This is a genomic window from Mesobacillus sp. (genome assembly GCF_057785455.1).
In genome coordinates, this window is record NZ_JBYNSB010000004.1 from 1 (window position 1) to 19,596 (window position 19,596).

Sequence of the window (19,596 nt, forward strand, 5' to 3'; positions counted from 1 at the left end):
CGTCCAGAAAGCCGCCTTCGCCACTGGTGTTCCTCCCAATATCTACGCATTTCACCGCTACACTGGGAATTCCGCTTTCCTCTCCGGCACTCAAGAAAGATAGTTTCTACCCCATCACGGGGGTGAGCCCCGCACTTTTAAAGTAGACTTATCTTCCCGCCTACGCGCTCTTTACGCCCAATAATTCCGGACAACGCTCGCCACCTACGTATTACCGCGGCTGCTGGCACGTAGTTAGCCGTGGCTTCCTCCTCAGGTACCGTCATTGAAATGGATTATTCACCCATCTCACATTCGTCCCTGAAGACAGAGCTTTACAACCCGAAGGCCTTCTTCACTCACGCGGCGTTGCTCCGTCAGACTTTCGTCCATTGCGGAAGATTCCCCACTGCTGCCTCCCGTAGGAGTCTGGGCCGTGTCTCAGTCCCAGTGTGGCCGTTCATCCTCTCAGACCGGCTACTGATCATCGCCTTGGTGAGCCGTTACCTCACCAACTAGCTAATCAGACGCAGACCCATCTTCTAGCGATAGCTTATAAATAGAGGCCATCTTTAGTATTTAGGGCATGGGCCCTTAATACAACATTCGGTATTAGCACCACTTTCGCGGTGTTGTCCCCATCTAGAAGGTAGGTTGTCTACGCGTTACTCACCCGTTCGCCACTAGAAGTACATTGCTGCACTCCCCGTTCGACTTGCATGTGTTAAGCACGCCGCCAGCGTTCGTCCTGAGCCAGGATCAAACTCTCCAAAAAAGAGTATGAGTTTAGCTCATAATTTAAAACGTTGGCTCATGATTCTTCTATAATAGAAGCCATGATCATTTATTGTTTGTTGACGCTTGTTTGTTTAGTTTTCAAGGAACAATTTGGTTGGAGCGGGTGATGGGAATCGAACCCACTACATCAGCTTGGAAGGCTGAGGTTTTACCAGTAAACTACACCCGCATATGAAGTTAAGTGCTGAATGGTCGGGAAGACAGGATTCGAACCTGCGACCCCTTGGTCCCAAACCAAGTGCTCTACCAAGCTGAGCTACTCCCCGTTCAGATTAAGAGAAATATAATGGCGCGCCCGAAAGGAGTCGAACCCATAACCTTCTGATCCGTAGTCAGACGCTCTATCCAATTGAGCTACGGGCGCGTATTTGTTTTAAAAGCAACTTTTACATATTACCATGATCACAATCAGTTTGTCAATAACTTTTTTTGGTGCGGCCGAGAGGACTTGAACCTCCACGGGGTTGCCCCCACTAGGCCCTCAACCTAGCGCGTCTGCCATTCCGCCACGACCGCAAAAACATGACAGGATTATATCTTAACCAATTTCAATGTGATAATCAACAGGTAAATAATGGTGCGGGTGAAGGGAGTCGAACCCCCACGCCTTGCGGCGCCAGATCCTAAGTCTGGTGCGTCTGCCAATTCCGCCACACCCGCATATTATAGTTAATTTCGCTATCGCGAGATTAAGGATGATTTTTTCGCTGTTGCGAAAAAATCCTGGTGAGCCATGAAGGACTCGAACCTTCGACCCTCTGATTAAAAGTCAGATGCTCTACCGACTGAGCTAATGGCTCAAAAATGGCTGGGCTAGCTGGATTCGAACCAACGCATGTCGCAGTCAAAGTGCGATGCCTTACCGCTTGGCTATAGCCCAATAAAATGGCGGTCCCGACCGGGATCGAACCGGCGATCTCCTGCGTGACAGGCAGGCATGTTAACCGCTACACCACGGGACCAGATATTAGTTTTTACAGTTTTTATGGTGACCCCTACGGGATTCGAACCCGTGTTACCGCCGTGAAAGGGCGGTGTCTTAACCGCTTGACCAAGGGGCCAAATATAGAGTGTTCTGGCGGAGAAGGAGGGATTTGAACCCTCGCGCCGGTTACCCGACCTACACCCTTAGCAGGGGCGCCTCTTCAGCCTCTTGAGTACTTCCCCATACCTTATTAGATAAGATGGCTCCGCAGGTAGGATTCGAACCTACGACCGCTCGGTTAACAGCCGAGTGCTCTACCACTGAGCTACTGCGGAATAACTTTAGTTTTTCGTGTCGTTGTCTTGTCGACTCTTACTATTATAGGCAGGTGACCATTAAAAGTCAAGCGGGTTTTTAAAAGTTTTTTACTCGTTTTTAAAATTGTTGCTTAACCCTTATTTAATCAGTATTTCTTTAACTTTTACCAGCTTGCCGCGGCATTTTCCGCAGACATATTTAGCCGTATTAATTGATCTTTTTCGATGGTATACCAATTTGCATTGGCTGCATTGATAAACGAGGAATTTTTGTTCAGTTCTTTTTTTCTTTTCCTCAGGCAGCATGGAGCAAAATCGGGGTGCCCCTACTTCCATCATTAAATCGCGGAAATCCTTATCGCGATGTTTGTAGCCCTTTCCTTCCAGATGAAGGTGGTAATGACATAGCTCATGCTTAATGATTCCGATCAGCTCATGTTCACCTAGCTGCTCATAATACTTCTTGTTGATCTCGATGGTATGGCTTCTAAGCATGTAGCGACCACCAGTAGTCCTCAGTCTTGGATTAAAGAACGCTCTATGCTTGAAGGGCTTATGAAATTGTTCAGCTGAAATTTTTACGACAAGATTGTGCAGCTCCTGGTCTGTCATCATTATTAAACGCCTGCCTTTTAAAGAAACATGACAACCTATTATAGCATATATTAAGGATACCTTTTCACGCAGATTCAAAGGAGGTATTGTTATGCCTGTCTGGTTCCAGAATCAAATGAAACGAGCCTTCTATGAGAAAAATCGATATCAAATTAAACTTTTAAATCAATGCTGGTTTTTTTATAGGAATAAACAGGGGTTATGAAAATGCAAGAAAAGACTGCACTGGCCTGCAGTCTTTTCTTATTGGAAAGTATTAAGCTTGCTCGGGTTTTAGCATTGTTAGTGCCACGCGGCCTTTTTTCTGATCAACACTGTCGACCCAGACAGTGACTACATCACCGACTGAAACAATATCAAGTGGATGCTTTACGAATCGGTTGCTCAGCTTTGAGATATGGACCAAACCGTCCTGCTTCACGCCGATGTCGACAAAGGCGCCAAAATCTACTACATTTCTAACGGTTCCCTGAAGCTCCATCCCCGCTTTTAAGTCTTCGAGCTTGAGAACATCTTTCTTGAGAAGCGGGGCAGGAAGCTCATCACGCGGATCTCTTTCAGGTCTGACCAAAGCATCAATAATATCCTTCAGTGTCAGTTTCCCGATTCCTAGTTCATCTGCTGTCTGCTCAATATTTATCGTTGCAAGAGCTTCCTTAAGAGCCTGGCTTCCCAGGTCACCTGTTTTGAAACCGAGTTTATCCAGAAGCTGTTTGACTTCACCATAGCTTTCCGGATGGATGCCCGTACGGTCTAACGGCTCTTTACTGTCAATAACGCGCAAGAATCCAATGGCCTGCTCATACGTTTTGGCACCAAGTCTAGGGATTTTCTTTAGTTGTGCCCTGCTCGTAAACTTGCCTTCTTCCTCGCGCTTTTTAACAATATTGTTTGCAACTGTTTTTGAAAGCCCGGATACATACTGCAACAATGAAGAAGAAGCAGTATTCACATTTACACCTACCTGGTTAACGGCTGTCTCGACGACGAATGTCAGTGACTCAGAAAGTTTTTTCTGGCCGACGTCATGCTGATATTGTCCTACACCTACAGATTTGGGGTCGATTTTTACCAGCTCTGCCAGCGGATCCTGAAGGCGTCGAGCGATGGAAACGGCACTTCTTTCTTCAACCTGGTAGTTCGGGAATTCTTCCCTAGCAAGATCAGAAGCTGAATAAACGCTTGCGCCTGCTTCATTAACGATCAGGTAGTAAATTTCTCGATCCATTTCTTTTAGAATATCTGAAACGAATTGTTCTGTTTCTCTTGAAGCAGTACCATTGCCAATCGCGACCATTTCGACATTATAATCCGTTAAAAATTGAATGAATTTATCGCGTGCTTCTGTGCTTTTTGCACTGGAAGTGTGCGGATAGATGACACCGATAGCCAGGACTTTCCCTGTTTCATCTACAGCAGCCAGCTTGCAGCCAGTACGGAATGCCGGGTCCACTCCCAACACGACCTTCCCTTTTAACGGTGGCTGAAGCAGCAGCTTGCGAAGGTTTTCAGAAAAAATATGAATCGCCTGTTCCTCTGCTTTTTCAGTCAGTTCATTCCGTATTTCCCGTTCAATGGCTGGCTGTATCAGGCGCTTATATGCATCTTCTATCGCTTCAATGACGGATGGCGCAGAGATAGAATGTTCTTTTTTGACCCATTTACGCTGCAGGTAGCTCATGACCGTTTCAGTCTTCGGTCTTATCGAGACTCTCAGGATATCCTCTTTTTCCCCGCGATTGAGGGCAAGGATTCTGTGCGGTACTACCTTGCTGACCGGTTCGGAATATTCGTAGTACATTTCATAAACATTCTTCTCATCAAGGTCTTCATTCTTAACGGCGGATTCAATTGAACCAGATTTAAAGGTCTCGTTACGGATCCATTTCCTGCTGTCTGCATCATCCGAGATCATTTCAGCGACAATGTCCTTTGCTCCGGATATCGCTTCCTCGACAGTTGATACACCTTTCTCTTCTGATAAAAACTCTGCCGCTTTTTCTTCGATGCTGCCGGTCACCGGGAATTCAAGCATCCATGCGGCCAGCGGTTCAAGACCTTTTTCCTTTGCAACGGTTGCTTTCGTTCTGCGTTTCTGTTTGTAAGGACGGTATAGGTCTTCTACTTCTTGCAGCTTTATGGCTCTTGCAATATTGCTGCGAAGTTCATCCGTCATCTTGTCCTGTTCCTCAATCAGCCTGATGACTTCTTCTTTGCGCTGCTCTAAGTTCTGTATGTATTGCCATCTTTCAACTATGTCACGGATCTGCACCTCATCGAGTGCTCCAGTCATTTCCTTTCGATAACGGGCAATAAATGGTACGGTATTCCCTTCATTAATCAAAGAAATAACACTTTGTACTTGTTTTGATGTTAATGATTGCTCTTTGGCAATGATATTGACGTATTGGTCCTGTTTTTCCATTGTTTGATTCAAGAGACAATCCCCCATATCTTTTTTGGACAAAGCTTCTGCTTTTCCCTCATTATAGTGTACCAAATTTGCTACTGTGTTTATAGGCCGTTAATGGAGGATGAATATTTAGATGGATTCGTGTTGCTTTTATATACAAAGCTTATTAGAACCATCTAAAGGCTCTGAAGGTCTCGGGATTGGTCTCAATAACCCTCATTAGAGCCATCTATACCCTTTTCCGCACCCCTGGATGGTCTTAATAACCCCCATTAGAGCCATTTGCACCCTTTTCTACACTCTTGGATGGTCTCAATAACCCTTATTAGAGCCAACTACACCCTTTTCTACGCCCCTGGATGGTCTTAATAACCCTTATTAGAGGTATCTATACCCTTTTCCGCACCCCTGGATGGTCTTAATACCCCCCATTAGAGCCACCTGCACCCTTTTCTACACTCTTGGATGGTCTCAATAACCCTTATTAGAGCCATCTGCACCCTCTCCCGGCTTATGGAGAGCCTTAATAATCTTTTTTAAAAAACCCCTTTCCACAAATAGGCAAAACAAAAAGAAGCCCACCGGCTATAGTAGACTTCCCACAATAAAAGTTGCATCATCCATTGAGTTTTCATAATCGGTTTTGATTTGTTCTGCGATAGCCACGATTGACCTGTACCCTTTCAATAACGATTTCGCGCCGTGAATGTCGAATCCGTCTGAGTAAATCAGGAATTTGGATTCTGGCTCAAAAACGAATCTCTGGGTATGAAATACCTGGGGCTTTCCTGACAGATACCCTGTTACAGGCAGCGGGTAGGTAAGCTTCCCGTTTGGCGAGTAGAGGAAGAATCGGATATTCCCGACGCAGCTGTACACGAATTCCCTTGTCTCGAAGTAGACTTTGAATATTGAAACAGCCGCTCCTCTTTTCTGCACCAATATGCTGTTGCAGTATTTCATCAGAGTATCAACGTCTTCATGATGGTGTTCCTCCACCACGGATACTACCGCCGCAGAAGCTTCATGGGCATACTGCCCTGACCCTAATCCATCAGCTAGCACGCAGACAAAATAATCATCGGTGGCTGTATAGTAATAACTGTCACCGCACTCTAATTTACCTTCTTTTATTGTCTGGTAAGCATAAAGTTCTATTTTGTCTTTGAACTGTTGGATCATGTAATATACTCCGAATTGTTGTTTTCAGCATGGATGGCTTCTTGAAGCTTCTTGATGGCTCTTCTTTGAAGTCGCGACACATGCATTTGTGAAATACCCAGCTTGTCTCCTGCTTCCTTTTGGCTCAGGTTATCAAGGTAAGTATATTGGATAATTAACTTCTCTCGGTCGCTCAAAACATGAAGGACCTTTTCCAGCACCATTCTTTGATTGATTTTTTCATAGCCTTCATCAATATTTCCGACGATATCCAACAGGGTGACCGTACCTCCGTCAGAATCGGCTTCAATGGAATGGTCCACGGATAATGCCTGATAGCTTTTGCCCATTTCCATTGCTTCCAGCACTTCTTCTTCAGAAACCTGAAGGGCTTCAGCAATTTCATCGACTCTTGGTGAACGGTGGAGCTGTGTCGTCAAATCTTCTACTGTTGTCTTGATTTTCGGTCCCAGCTCTTTGATCCGTCGCGGTACATGGACGCTCCATGTCTTGTCTCTCAGGAATCTTTTAATTTCACCAATGATGGTTGGAACTGCAAAGGCTTCAAAGCTTTTGCCGAATGTTTCGTCATAACGGCGGATCGCGCCTAGAAGTCCAATCATTCCGACCTGGAATATGTCCTCGTGGAATGATCTTCCCTTTGAATACTTTCTTGCGATTGTTTCGACCAGATTTTGATAATGGAGAACCAGCTCATTTTGGGCGTCTGCATCCTCATGAAGCTGGTATGCTTTGATTAATTCATTAATCTCTTCTTTTGGCCGCTGCTTAGGTTGAGATTGTCTCTGCATCTCTCTCCACCTGCTCTCCTTCTCGGTACTTGGTCATAAAGACCGTGACGCCCTCTTTGTGATGGATTCTAACCTCATCCATCAAGGTTTCGATCAGATACAGTCCCAAGCCTCCTTCGCGAAGGAATTCTACGGAACTGTTTTGATCGTATGGACCAAGTCCCTGGCGTGCTGAATGGAAATCAAAGCTCTGGCCATTATCTGCAACCATTACCTCCAGCTTGTCTTCGTACAATCCGAAACCGATGATGACTTCACCGTTTTCATTGTTTTTGTACGCATGCTGAACTGCATTTGTGCAAGCTTCGCTTGTCGCGATTTTCAAATCCTCTATTTCGTCATATGAAAAACCCATGCGGCTTGCAATCCCGGAAAGCGTGAGGCGTATGACGCCTACAAATTCCGGTTTTGCCGGGATTTTCATTTCAATATAGTCGAACTGGTTCATTGTACTCCACCCTCTATCTGGCTGTTTATATCGATAATATCGGCTAAGCCGGTAATTTCGAAGAGTCTTTGCAAACGCTCGGACAAACCGACGATTTTGAACTCCCCGTTATGAGCCCGGACATTTTTAAATACTCCTACAAACACTCCAAGCCCAGTACTATCCATATAATTAACCTCTGACAGGTCAACAACCATCTTTATGCCTTCCTTTTCCGACATCGGAAAAAGCTTTTCTCGAAGCTGTGGAGCTGTATATGCATCAATCTCGCCACTTACCTTTACCGCTAGCGTTGATTCTGTTTCTTTAACATCTATCGAAATATTCATAACTGACCCACCCTTTACATTCAATTGCCTTTTAGATTTACCCGGCACGGAACCAAATTAAACATCTCTTTTTAAAATAATCAGGGTAAAATCATCCCGCAACTGGAAATGCTGAAGCTTTTCGAGTTCCCTAAAGATATTATTGACAATTTCTTGAGCATTTAAGTGAATATATTTATTTATATATCCGATTAATGTTTCCTTTTCAATGAACCCTTCTTCTGTCCTGCATTCGGTTACGCCGTCTGACATCAGGATGACCATATCTCCAGGAAAAATTTCTTTTTCATACTGGATATACTTCGTCCGTTTATCGACTCCAAGCAGCAAGCCTCTTGCCTTCAGTTCAGAGAACTCCTTTTTCTTCGAATCGTAATAAAAACCGGGTTCATGCCCTGCAGAAGCATAGTAGAAAATATTGTCATTTAGATTGAACATGCCATAAAACATAGTAATGAACATGCTTGGATCTACGTTCTGCTCCACAACCCTGTTGAGATTCTCCAAAATGCTGCTTGGGTCATGACGGTTTTCCGGCAGGCTGTCCATCGCATATTTAATCATGGACATACATAGTGCAGCCGGAATCCCTTTCCCTATCACATCGGCAATCGCGACACTTATATTGTTGTTTTCATCCTGAACAAAATGGAAATAGTCACCGTTCATATGCTTCGCCGGCACGCTGATTGCCCCGATATCAAGGCCAGGGACGGACGGGATCGTTGTCCCGAGCAGCGTCTGCTGTACATTTGCGGCAATCTCCATTTCCGACCTTAATTCCTCTTGCTGATGCCTCAGGCTCTGGTGCTCCCGATAGGCAATGCCATAGCCAATCATGACCTCAAGAAGGATATCAAAGGAGTTCATTATATCTTCAGGAAGTTCCGGATACATTTCAAGAAGGATGCTTTTATGGAGGCTGATGATTTCTTCCGGAGCGATCTTATGCTCGATCGACTTGCGGCTGAACTTCTGCCCTGCATATAAAGCTTGTTCAGATTGCTCTTTAATATAATTGTCAAGAATATCCCGATACTTTGATTCCATCATTTCTCGGAATTCCATACTGTTTCCCCCTATCGGAGCCATTTAGTCGCAATAATCTTTGTTCCTTGACCTGGAGAAGACTCAATATCGAATTCATCCATGAGTCTTTTAACTCCCGGAAGGCCGGCTCCCAGTCCTCCTGATGTTGAAAAGCCATCTTCCATGACTTGGCGAATTTCTTTTATACCTGGGCCGCTGTCTACCGCATTAATTCGCAATCCCGCTTTACCGCCCTCATATAATTTATCGATGCAGATTTGCCCTTTGCCGGCATACAAGTATATATTTCTTGCCAATTCACTGATAGCGGTGGTAATACGTGCCTGGTCAACTGTACCAAAGCCAAGCTCCTTCGCAACATTCCGGCCTAGCTGGCGCGCTGCTACGATGTCCCATTCGTTGATTATTGTTACGCAGGATTGGTTGTCCATTCACTTATTCCCCCAATTCCTGTTGTAATTTCTCCAAACCTTTTTCTAAATCTAGTGCAGTCAGGACATCATCAAGGCTGATTCCTAATTCAATTAGTGTAATCGCAACAGCAGGCTGGATTCCTGTAATAACGACAATTGCCCCCATAAGCTTGGACATGTTTATAACATCACCAAGTACCTTTGCGATGAACGAATCAATGAAATCGATGGAAGTAAGATCAATGACGACACCATTGGCACTTGTTTCATGAATCTTATGGAGCAAATCCTCTTGGAATTGAAGTGCAGTCTGATCATCCAGCTCCCATTGTATCGAAACCAGCAGACAATCATTCAGCTTAAGGATTGGTATTCTCACTTTGCTCCCCCCGTAGATACGATTTTTTTATTTGTAATTTCCAGAGCTGCCTCTATCCCTTTTTTCAGATTATTCTTAGTCGTGAACTGATTAAGGTCGATGCCCAGGTTGACGATAGTCTGGGCAATTTCAGGCCGAATGCCGACCAGCATGCACTTGGCACCGATCAATCTAACGGCATCTGCTGCCTGGATGATATGGTGAGCGACCATCGTATCAACAACCGGCACCCCGGTAATGTCGATAAGGACGACCTCTGAACGATGTTTTACCGCACCCTTCAAAAGGTTCTCCATAATTTGTTTGGCGCGTTCTGTATCAATTGTTCCGACCAGGGGCATGACCGTAATCCCGTCAAATACAGGGATCAATGGTGCCGACAGCTCCTGTATGGCTATTTTTTGCAGCGAAACGGTTCTTTCCCACGTAGAGGAATAGACACTGACGATCTCATTGTTCATCGGAGTCGCCCACCGGTCAAACTCGTAGACAGCCTCCATCTGGTTCTCCTGGGTTACGATTCCTTCCTTCTGCATACCTTCAAAGACAATAAGGTTAAATGTATGAAGGCCCTTCGTAACAAAGGTCAATGGCCAGCCAAGCCTGACAACCTTCTCGGCAAAATCAGTCAATCTTGATGTATATTCTTCATTTGAATCCCTGAAATTAGAGATAATCAAATCGATGAATTCCTTGCTCGTTGTATTAAAAACTCTGTCGGAGACCAGGCGGATGACCCGCTCGTCTGCCTCTTCCTTCGTTCGATTTATCCACTCATCCAGAATCTGCTGTTTGTGAGTCTGAATGTAACTTGCAATTTTCTTGTCCATTCCATCATCCCCATTCTATCACACAAAAATTTCATATTACCCTCTTTCGTCCAAATGTAAACCAATCTTAAAACTGTAAAAAATTATTCATCATTCACATATATATCTTCATTTAATGATAACAGTTTTCTTTCGTCAAATAAAATCTACTTGTCGACACTGCGGCGCCTGTACAGCCAGGCAAACAAGCACCTGAATCGTCAGCTGGCAGATTCCGAAGCAGAAAAACGTCGAAATAAGGGTATATTTGCCAAACATAATTCCCGCTGAAACCCTAGATTCACCTCATCGAATCCTTAATAAGGACAAAAGTTATTCTTACTATTCCTAAATGGACCTCAATATATTTTACAGGTTAAAAATAACTGTTTATGTCGGTTGGGATCTGGCAAAAGATAAGGACAGGAGTTGGGAAAGTTTGTACATATTAAGCATGCAGCTATTTTTTCATTAAAAAAGAGACAAGCCAAAGCTTGTCTCTCTCTCACACAGAAAACATCCGTTTTATTTTAGGGTTATGTAAAAGGCCTTCGCGAGGCCCCGCCGTACAGTTACAAAAAAACGCTCTTTGACAGAGCGTACTTTTAATTAAAATTCAATAAGACCTAAACTTACCTGAAGGGCTTCATCCACTTTTTCCATCATTTCGTCATCGAGATGGGTAATTTTATCGGTTAGGCGCTGTTTGTCGATGGTGCGAATTTGCTCCAATAATATAACCGAGTCTCGTTCAAAACCGTACCGCTTCGCATCAATTTCAACATGAGTCGGAAGCTTCGCTTTTTGGATTTGAGCTGTGATCGCTGCGATAATGACTGTGGGACTAAACCGATTCCCGATGTCGTTTTGGATGACCAGTACAGGGCGTACTCCGCCTTGCTCTGAACCAACAACTGGGGATAGGTCCGCAAAATAGACGTCACCACGTTTGACAATCAAGGGATTATCCTCCGCTGACTAGACGTTCAACTGTGTGTTCTGCCTCGTATTCTGCCTGAAATGATTCAGATGCAATGCTTAGATTGATTTTGGCCATTTCCATATAGCCTCGTCTCATGGATTCACGAATTTGTCTCTTTTTCTTCTCACGCAAGAACATTTTTGTTGCCTGATAAATAAATTCGCTGCGGTTTACGTTTTCTTGCTTTACAAATCCATCTAGTTCACTTAAAAGATGCTGCGGTAATTTTACCAAAATCTCAGTTGTTGCGCTGGATTCAGACACAAACATACACCTCCACCATCATCACTACATACAATTATTAAATTCTTTATCTGTCTCTACCATTTCTAATAGTATCATTAATTGCGCCAGATGCAAAGGCTAATTGGGAATTCTTCTGTATTATCAGCCAAAAAAATAGTCTTTTATTCATTGTTTTAGCCAAAATGAACAGGTCTGTTAATTTTTGGATGATTATTCTTGGCGCATTTACCACATTTAAATTACGCTTTAAAGCAGGGAATTATTCAGATCCACAATTTTTCCTTCCTGCTTGTAAATCCGGGGCACACGGGAGGAAATAATGCAGGGAACTTCATAATTGATCGTTTCCAGCTTTTTTGCGATTTCGTTGATGGAGATTTTCTCTTCACCCTGCTCGCCAATCAAGGTAGCAATCGTGCCAACCTGAACCTCATAAGGCAGTTTCACCATACATTGATCCATGCAGATGCGGCCGATAATCGGCGACCGCCTTCCATCCACCAGCACCTCCTGCCCCTGCAGCCTGCGGATCCACCCGTCCGCATAGCCAATCGGCAATGTGCCGACCCAAATATCTTCAGGCGCCTCGTAGGTTGCACCATAGCTTACTTTCTGGCCTTTTTCCAGCTTCTTCACATGCACAATCCGTGAATGAAGGCTGAAGGCCTCCTGCAGCTGGACTGGCAGATGAGGTTCAATTTCCAATGACGGAGTCAAGCCGTACATGGCGATTCCTACTCTGACTGCGTTAAAACGGGCATCCTTATGCATAAGTGCTGCAGCACTGTTGCTGCTGTGGACACATGGCGGCAATTTTTCAAGGCTGTCGAGCATTTCTTTAAAAAGCGCCAGCTGCTTTCTGTAGTACGTATCATCAAGTTCATCAGCCGTTGCAAAATGTGTATAGATCCCATCCAGTTCAAGTCGGGAATCCTGCCTGATCAGTCTTTCAACAGACCTCAGCTCCGCTGAAGACCTGATGCCAATCCTGCCCATTCCTGTGTCTATTTTTATATGAAAAGCGAGGGAGGCGCCATCTTTCAAGACTTCCTGGGCTTTGGCGAGCCAATCCTCCTGGAACACAGTCAGGATGATACCCTGCTCTGCTGCTATGTTCACATCCTCGGGTCTGCTTGCACCGAGCACGAGGATGGGGGCCTCAATCCCCTTATTCCTCAAAGCGAGAGCCTCGTCCATAAAAGCCACAGCAAGCATCGACGCACCCGCGTCCAATGCCGCCTCGGCTGTCTGCGAATCACCATGGCCATAGGCATTGGCCTTCACAACTGCTATAAAGTCAACATCTTCAGGGAGATGGCGCTTTACTGCCCTCACATTTTCCTTGATCCGTCCCAAATCCACTTCAGCCCATGTATCACGGTAAAAAAATCCTTGTTCCTCCACCGAAACTCCACTTCCTTCAATCCGTTCCTTTATTTTATTGTTATATTATCAAACTCAGACTAGCCAATGTCAAATGGTTAATAACTGGCGATTGCTATTTGATTTTGGAAGTTATATCAGAGGATAGCTTTGCAATTCCATGGCCAAAATTCTGTTATTCCGGAACTGACGGAGTATATTCCGGAAATTTTGATTTTATCCCGAAATTCAGGTCATTCATTTCGGAAAAATTTATTATATTCCGGAATGCAGCTTACTTTTTCCGAAACCCCGTTCATATCAATAAAAAAACAGGCTCAGGTTGCGCTGAGCCTGTTTTTCGCATCTTTATTTTTCCACGTCAGCAACAACTGATTCTGCTACCATTTCAAGCTCTTCAGGTGTCAGGTCTGTTGAAGCGATCATGTAATCTACGCCCATATGCGTCCACGAAATCGATGTTTCTGTCATCGCTCCGATTGTAAAGCCCAGGTCAACCGGCTGTCCTGTCACATTGATTGCTGAAGACATCGCTGGCATCGCATCCGCTTTTTCCTGGATCAATGTGTAGGCTTTCTCGCCGCCGTACGTAAGGACTACACGCTTGCCATCGTTTGTCGTGATTTCTTTTTCATCAACCAGTGTAACACCTGGAATTTCAGCCATTGGGTACTTGACGGTGAATTCCTTGTCATTCACATCTGCCATTACCGGCACTTCAAGCTGGGCACCTGTCATGTTTTTCTTCATATCAAACGCGTCTTTATCGAAGCTGGCGTCGAATTTAACCTCGGAAAATTCCACTGTCACCAGCGAATTGCGGTCCGGATCCATCACCTTCACACTTACTGGTGAAAGGTTCTTTTTCTTCAGCTTGATTTCCTGGATCGGCAGCATCTTGTTGTTCTGGTATCTTGTTTTTGTTTCAAAGACGTAATGATCCTTTGTTGCTGAGAATTTCGCTTCCTTATCCTCTAGGATATCCATGATTAAAGATTCGTAAAGGTAAGCCTGGCTGCTGTTCTTCGGCCAGTCACTCTGGAATCGGAAGCTCTTGTTCAACGCTGGCGTCAAAACAAAAACTCCTTCTTCATTGCGCAGGATCATCTGGCTCTGGTCCTTCTGGGCATTCTTCAGGTTCACACGGTAGAATGATGGATCCTTATGCCAGATCTCCACTTCATACACCTGAGGCTCCGTGCCCATCTGCAGGGTCATCTTTGCCTTGGCCTTGTAACTCTTTAATTCACTGAGTGTTCCATCCAACTCCTTAACCACAGATTCCTGTGATTTCGTACCGCAGGCAGCCAGAGCAAAAATAACCATGAGCCCGGCGAGAAGCAGCAACAACCTTTTCTTCATTCTTCCAACCCCTTTTAGTCTCATTTGAACGTGTAAAGGGAAAGAAAGGACAGGATTAAGACACTGACTGCACTTTCAATCATCTCTCCTATGCAGCCATGTTCTCGCCGCCTAGCCTTGTCTCCCTTACTGCACTATGAATATATGAGACAACCTGGGTGAATATGACCAAGCGATGACAAGCTTTTAAATTTTTTCAATGACGACCTGCGCGATTGCATATTGCTCACTGTGGGAAATGGAAAGGTGCACACCCTCTGTATAGGGCCTGGTCACGATTGGTCGTCCATGGGGATCTGCTTCGATTTCGATATCATGAAAAGATAATTCCTTCCCGATGCCTGTCCCCTTCGCTTTCGAAAAAGCCTCCTTCGCTGCCCAGCGCCCGGCAAGGAACTCAATGCCCCTGCGTTCATTATATGAACAGTAAATATCCTTTTCTTTTTCCGTCAGCACCCGATCAGGAAAGCGGGGCTGCGATTCAACCAATTTTTTTATCCTGCCTATTTCAACTATATCGATTCCAGTACCGGTGATCATCGTTTATGCTCCTTCTAAAAATGATTTCTGCAGCATACAAAATAGTGTACAACTATTGCTTTTTAAGGCTATGCTGATAGGTAGACCACGAGCGGAACTACCCAGTGAAAGTGACTTTTCACTATTATAACCAGGAGGTTTTGCATGTTTACAAGAACGGAAAGCTTTCGTGATTTCCTGCGATTTTATCCTATGGTTTCAAGCATCATTTTCATTCATATTCTATTATACTTGGCGACGGCAGTCCCTTTCATTCCAAGCAGGTCGATCTTTGAGCTGTTGTCTGGAGTGAATTTGTACATTGTGAACGGGGAGTATTGGAGACTGGTTACCCCGATCTTTATGCACGCAGGCTTTGGGCATATGCTGTTCAACAGTTTTTCGCTTGTCCTGTTTGGGCCTGCACTTGAACAGCTGCTGGGCAGGGCGAAGTTCACGCTTCTATATATGGCCACAGGAATTGCCGCGAATATCGCGACGCTTGCCCTCGAGCCGCTGACTTATACCCATGTCGGCTCAAGCGGGGCTATCTTTGGTTTGTTTGGCTTTTACATCGCTATTATTGTTTTCCGTAAAGCTATGCTTTCCAGGGAGAATTCGCAGACGATCATGACGATTGCGATCATCGGTGTTGTCATGACTTTTGTCCAGTCGAACATCAATATCACTGCCCATATCTTCGGGATGATTGCCGGGTTCCTAATCGGGGCTGTCATGTTTAAACGGTAAAAAGCGCCTTTGTGGGCGCTTTTCCCTTTAAAAACCTATTCAGCGGCGTCATATGAATACCAGTGGTAAATCGCATCCGCATCCTGCTTTTCGAGATCGACAACCTTCCCCCCAGTGCCTCCATGACCAGATTTAACTATAGCCTCAACGGTTGCCAGCTTCTTTTTCCGCTGAAAATGGCTTTGTTTGACACTAAAGGACTGGACCTTATTTTTTCTCATAAAAACAGTACTTTTGACAATATTACGGTACCTGAAGGTTAGCATGCTCTCATCAAGGCTCCAGCCCGCATCCCTGTACTTCAAATAAGACCAAAGTGCAGAAACGGCGAGGAGCAGCAGCAATGCATAGCCCCATGGCTGGAAAAACCAGATGGCCGCCAGGATGACTGGTATTACCATTATCCAGTCTTTCAGAAGGTATCTAACATAGGCACGTGACGGGACTGGCATAAGCCTCGGCCTGAACTGGTAATCCTTCAGGTGCGGTTCCAGCAAATCAGGGATCCTGCTTTTCTTCACGATGGGCAGGATGATGACCCTGGAACTCTCATGATCTAATGCAGACCCGCCCGCGCTTTCCAGATATGCCGAGGCGTACCCAATCGGCTGTCTGATGAGATTCTCGCTGATCCTGACCGCCTGGATGCGGTTAAGCGGTATCGTGAATTGGCGCTTTTCAAGCAGACCTCTTGTGATGACCAGATCATTGTCGACCTTTCTCACCGTAAAATTCGCATACTTCAGCATTGTGCCGAACACAGCGATGATCCACGCAAGCAAGAATCCTACAAAAACAACAACACTGACAAACACCACTCCGCTTTTGACAAAATGCTCGAACCTGTCAAAAATCTGTTCATACGGAATGAACTCCTCAAATTGGGATACAAATGCCAGTACAGCAGAAATGACAACACCTGCTCCTCCGGATGTTGAGGCCAGCATCAGAAGTTCTTTCATCGTAATTCTATACAGAATATCGTCACAGGCTTCCTCTCGCTGCTCCGCTACTCCATCTTTCTTGATCGAAACTAAATAATTATGTATCTCTTCTGCGTCCTGCCTTGTAATAGCAGTCAATACTGCTTCTCCATCCTGAAGGCCCATCCCGCCAGAGCCCGCAGTCTCAACCTTCACTTTTACAAGGCCAAACATCCGCTGTAAAATCCCTTCTGATAAGTCCAGACTTTGAATCCTGTCAAAAGGGATATAGCGCTTCTTCCGGACAATCAATCCATATTCAATCCTTAATTCTCCCTGTTCAATCCGGTAAGTGAACCTGTACCAGGCCAGCACACCATAGACGAAAATCAGGACAACAGCACCGATTGACCCGTAAAAATAAAACATATCCCAATTCGTGCCACTGCTTCCGAACACGACGAAGACAAGGAATGGAATGATCAGCTCCTTCAGCTGCCTAAGGGCATTCACGACTGCAGCAATCGGATGAAGCCTCTTTGGTTCAGACATCTTCATCCGCCACCCTTGCCAGTCTTGAAATCGAAACCCTCAGCGCTTCTGCTTCCTCCATGTCCAGTGCAGGTATTTCATGGACCGTCGCCGCTGTGGAAACGGTTACTGTCGAGAGCTGGTATTTCCTTAAAAGCGGCCCTTGCTGTGTATCAACATGCTGGACGCGAATCATCGGAATCAAGGTCTTTTTTATGATAAAAACACCATACTGAAGCTCAATCTCCTGCTCCCTCACTTCATACCGCCAGCGTTTCCAGCGCAGAGTAGGGAACAAAAAGATGAATAAATAACTATATAAAACCGCTATGATTACCGCCGCGGCAATAACCCAGTAAGGAAAATCAAATATAACAGTTAACGCAATCAGTCCGCCCGCTAAAACCCAAATCACCAATGAATGGAGGAAAGCGGCTATCTTCCAAACAGTCAAAGCCCGCTCGGAAATGCGCTTCTGCGGTTCAGAAATCGTCATAAGCATCCTCCTGCTTTTCCAATTAATAGCACATCCCTTAGTATACAACAGGAAAGAGGGATAATGGCATTAATTTCTGATGACAATTGGGCGTTTAGCACATTGGGTGGGGTTCGAGGTCAACAAGACAATTCAAACTTGGAAGTTGCTGATGAATTGTTATGGGAGGCGGTTTCAAGACAATTCAAATATAAAAATCGCCGGTGAATTGTTATGAGGAGCTGCTCCATGACAATTCAAACTCATAAATTGCTGTGGAATTGTTATGGGAGGCGGGTCCAAGACAATTCATACATAGAAATCGCTCGTGGATTGTTATGGGAGGTCGCTCCAAGACAATTCAATCGCCAAAACCGCTGGTGAATTGTTACAGGAAGCGGCTCCAAGACAATTCAAATGCAAAAATCACTGGTGAATTGTTATGAGAGGTCGCTCCAAGACAATTCAATCGCCAAAACCGCTGATGAATTGTTATAGGAGGCTACTCCAAGACAATTCAATCGCAAAACTCGCTGGGTGAATTGTTATAGGTGGCGGCTCCATGACAATTCAAATGCAAAAATCACTGGTGAATTGTTATGAGAGGTCGCTCCATGACAATTCAATCGCCAAAACCGCTGATGAATTGTTATAGGTGGCGGCTCCATGACAATTCAAATGCAAAAATCACTGGTGAATTGTTATAAGAGGTGGCTCCATGACAATTCAATCGCCAAAACCGCTGATGAATTGTTATATGGCCCGTATCATTGCACTTCATCCCACAAAATCACTCGCGAACTGCATCGAGCCCCTGTCTCATGGCAATCCATCCCATAAATCACTCGCGAACTGCATCGAGCCCCCCGTCTCATGGCAATCCATCCCGCAAAATCACTCGCGAACCGCATTGAGCTCCAGCCTCAATACAAACTCTAATCCGCATGCAAGGTATCATGCCCCATACCTTGATAAATTCCATCGAATCATCCCAACAAAAAGCTGCTGCCATCTATGGCTTCTACTCCCGGAATCTGCCTCAAGTCCTCAGCGAGTTTGAATAAGGCCAGGTCTTTCTTTTTCGCTTCGATCATGCAGTGGATTTCTGGGACAGAACCTTTGATTCCTTGTAAAAAATCCATGAACATAGAGGCATCTACATAATCCGCGTGCGCGCGGAAGTCCTTCTCTGAACGCGGGCTGGAGATATGCATTTTTACAGGCAGGGTAGAGTGCTCCCATGTACCGATGATCCGCCCCCATTGCTCCTCCCATTCAATATGCTCATGATGGGCAAGATGGTGATGATAATCGAATACAAGCGGGATGCCAAGCTTCTCGCAAAGATAAAGTGTATCATGCAGGGTGAATGAGGTATCGTCATTCTCAAGGATGATCATGCTTTGCAATTTGGTGGAAACCAGTCCCCAATTGTTGATGAATTGCTCGAGCGCCTTATCGCGATCGTCATATACACCGCCTACATGAAGGACACAGCGGTGCTCCGGATGTATTCCCATCCCCTTCAGCAAAGCATGATGCATCGCCAATGTTTTGACAGAGTTATTCAAAGTGTCTGTTTTGAGAGTATTGAGGAGCACAAAATGGTCTGGGTGAAAATCCACCCGCATCGGATTCGCCTCTAAAAATTCCGCTATCTCCCTGAGCGGTTCTTTAAGCGCCCGCATATACTTCCAATCAGACAGCTCCTCATGGTTCGCCAGCGGAATCAGCCTTGAACTCAGCCTGAAAAAATGGATGTCATTTGCTTTGCTGTGCCTCAGCAGCCGCAGGCAGTTCTCCAGATTTGATACCGCAATCCTTTCAAGCTTGCTGATCGCCGCTTCCCGGTCCTTAATACCCTGAAATTGCTTGAAGGTCATCGTCTGGGATGGCGACGCATTTTTCAGCTCCTCACTCATCGCTACGTATCCGAGTCTCACAATTGTCATAATAGCCGGCACCTCACCCGTTTCT

The 19,596-nt window shown here is 45.1% G+C and carries 20 protein-coding genes, 11 tRNA genes and 1 rRNA gene; 2 read left to right on the forward strand and 30 right to left on the reverse strand.

What is annotated here, in order from left to right; all coding sequences use genetic code 11:
- The 13 genes from AC3EBE_RS01460 to AC3EBE_RS01520 all read right to left on the reverse strand — a co-directional run.
- A 16S ribosomal RNA gene (locus tag AC3EBE_RS01460) occupies window positions 1-754 on the reverse strand; the annotation flags it as partial.
- 118 nt (window positions 755-872) lie between these two features.
- Window positions 873-946, reverse strand: a tRNA-Gly gene (locus tag AC3EBE_RS01465).
- 20 nt (window positions 947-966) lie between these two features.
- Window positions 967-1,043 (reverse strand) — tRNA-Pro (locus AC3EBE_RS01470).
- 21 nt (window positions 1,044-1,064) lie between these two features.
- Window positions 1,065-1,141 (reverse strand) — tRNA-Arg (locus AC3EBE_RS01475).
- Between the two features lie 66 nt (window positions 1,142-1,207).
- Window positions 1,208-1,293, reverse strand: a tRNA-Leu gene (locus AC3EBE_RS01480).
- A 59-nt stretch (window positions 1,294-1,352) separates the two neighbouring features.
- Window positions 1,353-1,437: transfer RNA gene (locus AC3EBE_RS01485), tRNA-Leu, on the reverse strand.
- Between the two features lie 64 nt (window positions 1,438-1,501).
- Window positions 1,502-1,577, reverse strand: a tRNA-Lys gene (locus tag AC3EBE_RS01490).
- Window positions 1,578-1,582: 5 nt separating this feature from the next.
- A tRNA-Gln gene (locus AC3EBE_RS01495) sits at window positions 1,583-1,657 on the reverse strand.
- A gap of 6 nt (window positions 1,658-1,663) precedes the next feature.
- Window positions 1,664-1,739, reverse strand: a tRNA-Asp gene (locus AC3EBE_RS01500).
- A 24-nt stretch (window positions 1,740-1,763) separates the two neighbouring features.
- Window positions 1,764-1,838 (reverse strand) — tRNA-Glu (locus AC3EBE_RS01505).
- 15 nt (window positions 1,839-1,853) lie between these two features.
- Window positions 1,854-1,944, reverse strand: a tRNA-Ser gene (locus AC3EBE_RS01510).
- An 18-nt stretch (window positions 1,945-1,962) separates the two neighbouring features.
- Window positions 1,963-2,037, reverse strand: a tRNA-Asn gene (locus AC3EBE_RS01515).
- A 120-nt stretch (window positions 2,038-2,157) separates the two neighbouring features.
- Window positions 2,158-2,631, reverse strand: a complete 474-nt coding sequence (locus AC3EBE_RS01520; protein ID WP_488593312.1) for a SprT family protein — start codon at window positions 2,629-2,631, stop codon at window positions 2,158-2,160.
- A gap of 94 nt (window positions 2,632-2,725) precedes the next feature.
- Between AC3EBE_RS01520 and cmpA the strand changes: the two genes are divergently transcribed.
- On the forward strand, window positions 2,726-2,839 hold the full coding sequence (gene cmpA, locus AC3EBE_RS01525; RefSeq protein ID WP_210367160.1) for a cortex morphogenetic protein CmpA: 114 nt from the start codon (window positions 2,726-2,728) through the stop codon (window positions 2,837-2,839).
- A gap of 51 nt (window positions 2,840-2,890) precedes the next feature.
- On the opposite strand, the gene AC3EBE_RS01530 is transcribed toward cmpA, so the two are convergent.
- The 14 genes from AC3EBE_RS01530 to acpS form a co-directional block, all read right to left on the reverse strand.
- On the reverse strand, window positions 2,891-5,059 hold the full coding sequence (locus tag AC3EBE_RS01530) for a Tex family protein (protein ID WP_488593313.1): 2,169 nt from the start codon (window positions 5,057-5,059) through the stop codon (window positions 2,891-2,893).
- Window positions 5,060-5,632: 573 nt separating this feature from the next.
- The gene (locus AC3EBE_RS01535) at window positions 5,633-6,229 is read right to left on the reverse strand and encodes a PP2C family serine/threonine-protein phosphatase (RefSeq protein ID WP_488593269.1); all 597 of its coding nucleotides are present in this window, start codon (window positions 6,227-6,229) and stop codon (window positions 5,633-5,635) included.
- Window positions 6,226-7,020 carry an RNA polymerase sigma factor SigB gene (sigB, locus tag AC3EBE_RS01540; protein ID WP_488593270.1) on the reverse strand — a complete coding sequence of 265 codons (795 nt, stop codon included), beginning with the start codon at window positions 7,018-7,020 and terminating at the stop codon, window positions 6,226-6,228. Before sigB ends, AC3EBE_RS01535 begins: the two co-directional genes overlap by 4 nt.
- A complete protein-coding gene (gene rsbW / locus AC3EBE_RS01545; RefSeq protein ID WP_488593271.1) occupies window positions 6,998-7,468 on the reverse strand; it encodes an anti-sigma B factor RsbW in 471 nt (156 codons plus the stop codon). The genes sigB and rsbW overlap by 23 nt, the downstream gene beginning before the upstream one ends.
- Entirely contained in the window at window positions 7,465-7,797 is a 333-nt protein-coding gene (locus tag AC3EBE_RS01550) for an anti-sigma factor antagonist (RefSeq protein WP_488593272.1), read from the reverse strand. The genes rsbW and AC3EBE_RS01550 overlap by 4 nt, the downstream gene beginning before the upstream one ends.
- Window positions 7,798-7,854: 57 nt before the next feature.
- Window positions 7,855-8,865, reverse strand: coding sequence for a SpoIIE family protein phosphatase (locus AC3EBE_RS01555; protein WP_488593273.1), 1,011 nt, complete (start codon window positions 8,863-8,865; stop codon window positions 7,855-7,857).
- 11 nt (window positions 8,866-8,876) lie between these two features.
- Window positions 8,877-9,278, reverse strand: a complete 402-nt coding sequence (locus tag AC3EBE_RS01560; RefSeq protein ID WP_488593274.1) for an anti-sigma regulatory factor — start codon at window positions 9,276-9,278, stop codon at window positions 8,877-8,879.
- Window positions 9,279-9,282: 4 nt separating this feature from the next.
- Window positions 9,283-9,639 (reverse strand): STAS domain-containing protein, encoded by a 357-nt coding sequence (locus AC3EBE_RS01565; RefSeq protein ID WP_335376244.1) that lies wholly within the window; start codon window positions 9,637-9,639, stop codon window positions 9,283-9,285.
- Entirely contained in the window at window positions 9,636-10,469 is an 834-nt protein-coding gene (locus AC3EBE_RS01570; protein WP_488593275.1) for an RsbT co-antagonist protein RsbRA, read from the reverse strand. The genes AC3EBE_RS01565 and AC3EBE_RS01570 overlap by 4 nt, the downstream gene beginning before the upstream one ends.
- Window positions 10,470-11,057: 588 nt before the next feature.
- On the reverse strand, window positions 11,058-11,408 hold the full coding sequence (gene ndoA / locus AC3EBE_RS01575; RefSeq protein ID WP_041967053.1) for a type II toxin-antitoxin system endoribonuclease NdoA: 351 nt from the start codon (window positions 11,406-11,408) through the stop codon (window positions 11,058-11,060).
- A gap of 4 nt (window positions 11,409-11,412) precedes the next feature.
- Window positions 11,413-11,694 carry a CopG family ribbon-helix-helix protein gene (locus AC3EBE_RS01580; RefSeq protein ID WP_488593276.1) on the reverse strand — a complete coding sequence of 94 codons (282 nt, stop codon included), beginning with the start codon at window positions 11,692-11,694 and terminating at the stop codon, window positions 11,413-11,415.
- Between the two features lie 228 nt (window positions 11,695-11,922).
- Window positions 11,923-13,080, reverse strand: coding sequence for an alanine racemase (alr, locus tag AC3EBE_RS01585; protein ID WP_488593277.1), 1,158 nt, complete (start codon window positions 13,078-13,080; stop codon window positions 11,923-11,925).
- Window positions 13,081-13,407: 327 nt separating this feature from the next.
- Window positions 13,408-14,421: a LolA family protein gene (locus AC3EBE_RS01590; RefSeq protein ID WP_488593278.1), complete on the reverse strand. Its 1,014-nt coding sequence runs from the start codon at window positions 14,419-14,421 to the stop codon at window positions 13,408-13,410.
- 186 nt (window positions 14,422-14,607) lie between these two features.
- Window positions 14,608-14,961: a holo-ACP synthase gene (gene acpS, locus AC3EBE_RS01595; RefSeq protein WP_488593279.1), complete on the reverse strand. Its 354-nt coding sequence runs from the start codon at window positions 14,959-14,961 to the stop codon at window positions 14,608-14,610.
- A gap of 144 nt (window positions 14,962-15,105) precedes the next feature.
- On the opposite strand from acpS, the gene AC3EBE_RS01600 reads away from it, so the two are divergent.
- Window positions 15,106-15,690 carry a rhomboid family intramembrane serine protease gene (locus AC3EBE_RS01600; protein ID WP_488593280.1) on the forward strand — a complete coding sequence of 195 codons (585 nt, stop codon included), beginning with the start codon at window positions 15,106-15,108 and terminating at the stop codon, window positions 15,688-15,690.
- A 35-nt stretch (window positions 15,691-15,725) separates the two neighbouring features.
- Here AC3EBE_RS01600 and AC3EBE_RS01605 read toward each other — a convergent pair whose 3' ends face one another.
- The 3 genes from AC3EBE_RS01605 to uvsE form a co-directional block, all read right to left on the reverse strand.
- Complete coding sequence (locus AC3EBE_RS01605; protein ID WP_488593281.1) at window positions 15,726-17,165, reverse strand: PH domain-containing protein; 1,440 nt, start codon at window positions 17,163-17,165, stop codon at window positions 15,726-15,728.
- Window positions 17,158-17,640, reverse strand: a complete 483-nt coding sequence (locus AC3EBE_RS01610) for a PH domain-containing protein (protein ID WP_488593282.1) — start codon at window positions 17,638-17,640, stop codon at window positions 17,158-17,160. The genes AC3EBE_RS01605 and AC3EBE_RS01610 overlap by 8 nt, the downstream gene beginning before the upstream one ends.
- A 965-nt stretch (window positions 17,641-18,605) precedes the next feature.
- Complete coding sequence (gene uvsE / locus AC3EBE_RS01615) at window positions 18,606-19,571, reverse strand: UV DNA damage repair endonuclease UvsE (RefSeq protein ID WP_488593283.1); 966 nt, start codon at window positions 19,569-19,571, stop codon at window positions 18,606-18,608.
- Window positions 19,572-19,596 lie beyond the last annotated feature (25 nt).

Bases quoted from the DNA above. Each gene is read 5' to 3' on its own strand.
- cmpA (WP_210367160.1), top strand. From the start codon at position 2,726: ATGCCTGTCTGGTTCCAGAATCAAATGAAACGAGCCTTCTATGAGAAA.
- AC3EBE_RS01570 (WP_488593275.1), bottom strand. From the start codon at position 10,469: ATGGACAAGAAAATTGCAAGTTACATTCAGACTCACAAACAGCAGATT.
- AC3EBE_RS01605 (WP_488593281.1), bottom strand. From the start codon at position 17,165: ATGTCTGAACCAAAGAGGCTTCATCCGATTGCTGCAGTCGTGAATGCC.
- rsbW (WP_488593271.1), bottom strand. From the start codon at position 7,468: ATGAACCAGTTCGACTATATTGAAATGAAAATCCCGGCAAAACCGGAA.
- uvsE (WP_488593283.1), bottom strand. From the start codon at position 19,571: ATGACAATTGTGAGACTCGGATACGTAGCGATGAGTGAGGAGCTGAAA.
- AC3EBE_RS01590 (WP_488593278.1), bottom strand. From the start codon at position 14,421: ATGAAGAAAAGGTTGTTGCTGCTTCTCGCCGGGCTCATGGTTATTTTT.
- AC3EBE_RS01520 (WP_488593312.1), bottom strand. From the start codon at position 2,631: ATGACAGACCAGGAGCTGCACAATCTTGTCGTAAAAATTTCAGCTGAA.
- AC3EBE_RS01600 (WP_488593280.1), top strand. From the start codon at position 15,106: ATGTTTACAAGAACGGAAAGCTTTCGTGATTTCCTGCGATTTTATCCT.
- AC3EBE_RS01610 (WP_488593282.1), bottom strand. From the start codon at position 17,640: ATGACGATTTCTGAACCGCAGAAGCGCATTTCCGAGCGGGCTTTGACT.
- acpS (WP_488593279.1), bottom strand. From the start codon at position 14,961: ATGATCACCGGTACTGGAATCGATATAGTTGAAATAGGCAGGATAAAA.
- sigB (WP_488593270.1), bottom strand. From the start codon at position 7,020: ATGCAGAGACAATCTCAACCTAAGCAGCGGCCAAAAGAAGAGATTAAT.
- AC3EBE_RS01550 (WP_488593272.1), bottom strand. From the start codon at position 7,797: ATGAATATTTCGATAGATGTTAAAGAAACAGAATCAACGCTAGCGGTA.
- AC3EBE_RS01560 (WP_488593274.1), bottom strand. From the start codon at position 9,278: ATGGACAACCAATCCTGCGTAACAATAATCAACGAATGGGACATCGTA.
- AC3EBE_RS01535 (WP_488593269.1), bottom strand. From the start codon at position 6,229: ATGATCCAACAGTTCAAAGACAAAATAGAACTTTATGCTTACCAGACA.
- AC3EBE_RS01530 (WP_488593313.1), bottom strand. From the start codon at position 5,059: ATGGAAAAACAGGACCAATACGTCAATATCATTGCCAAAGAGCAATCA.
- AC3EBE_RS01555 (WP_488593273.1), bottom strand. From the start codon at position 8,865: ATGGAATTCCGAGAAATGATGGAATCAAAGTATCGGGATATTCTTGAC.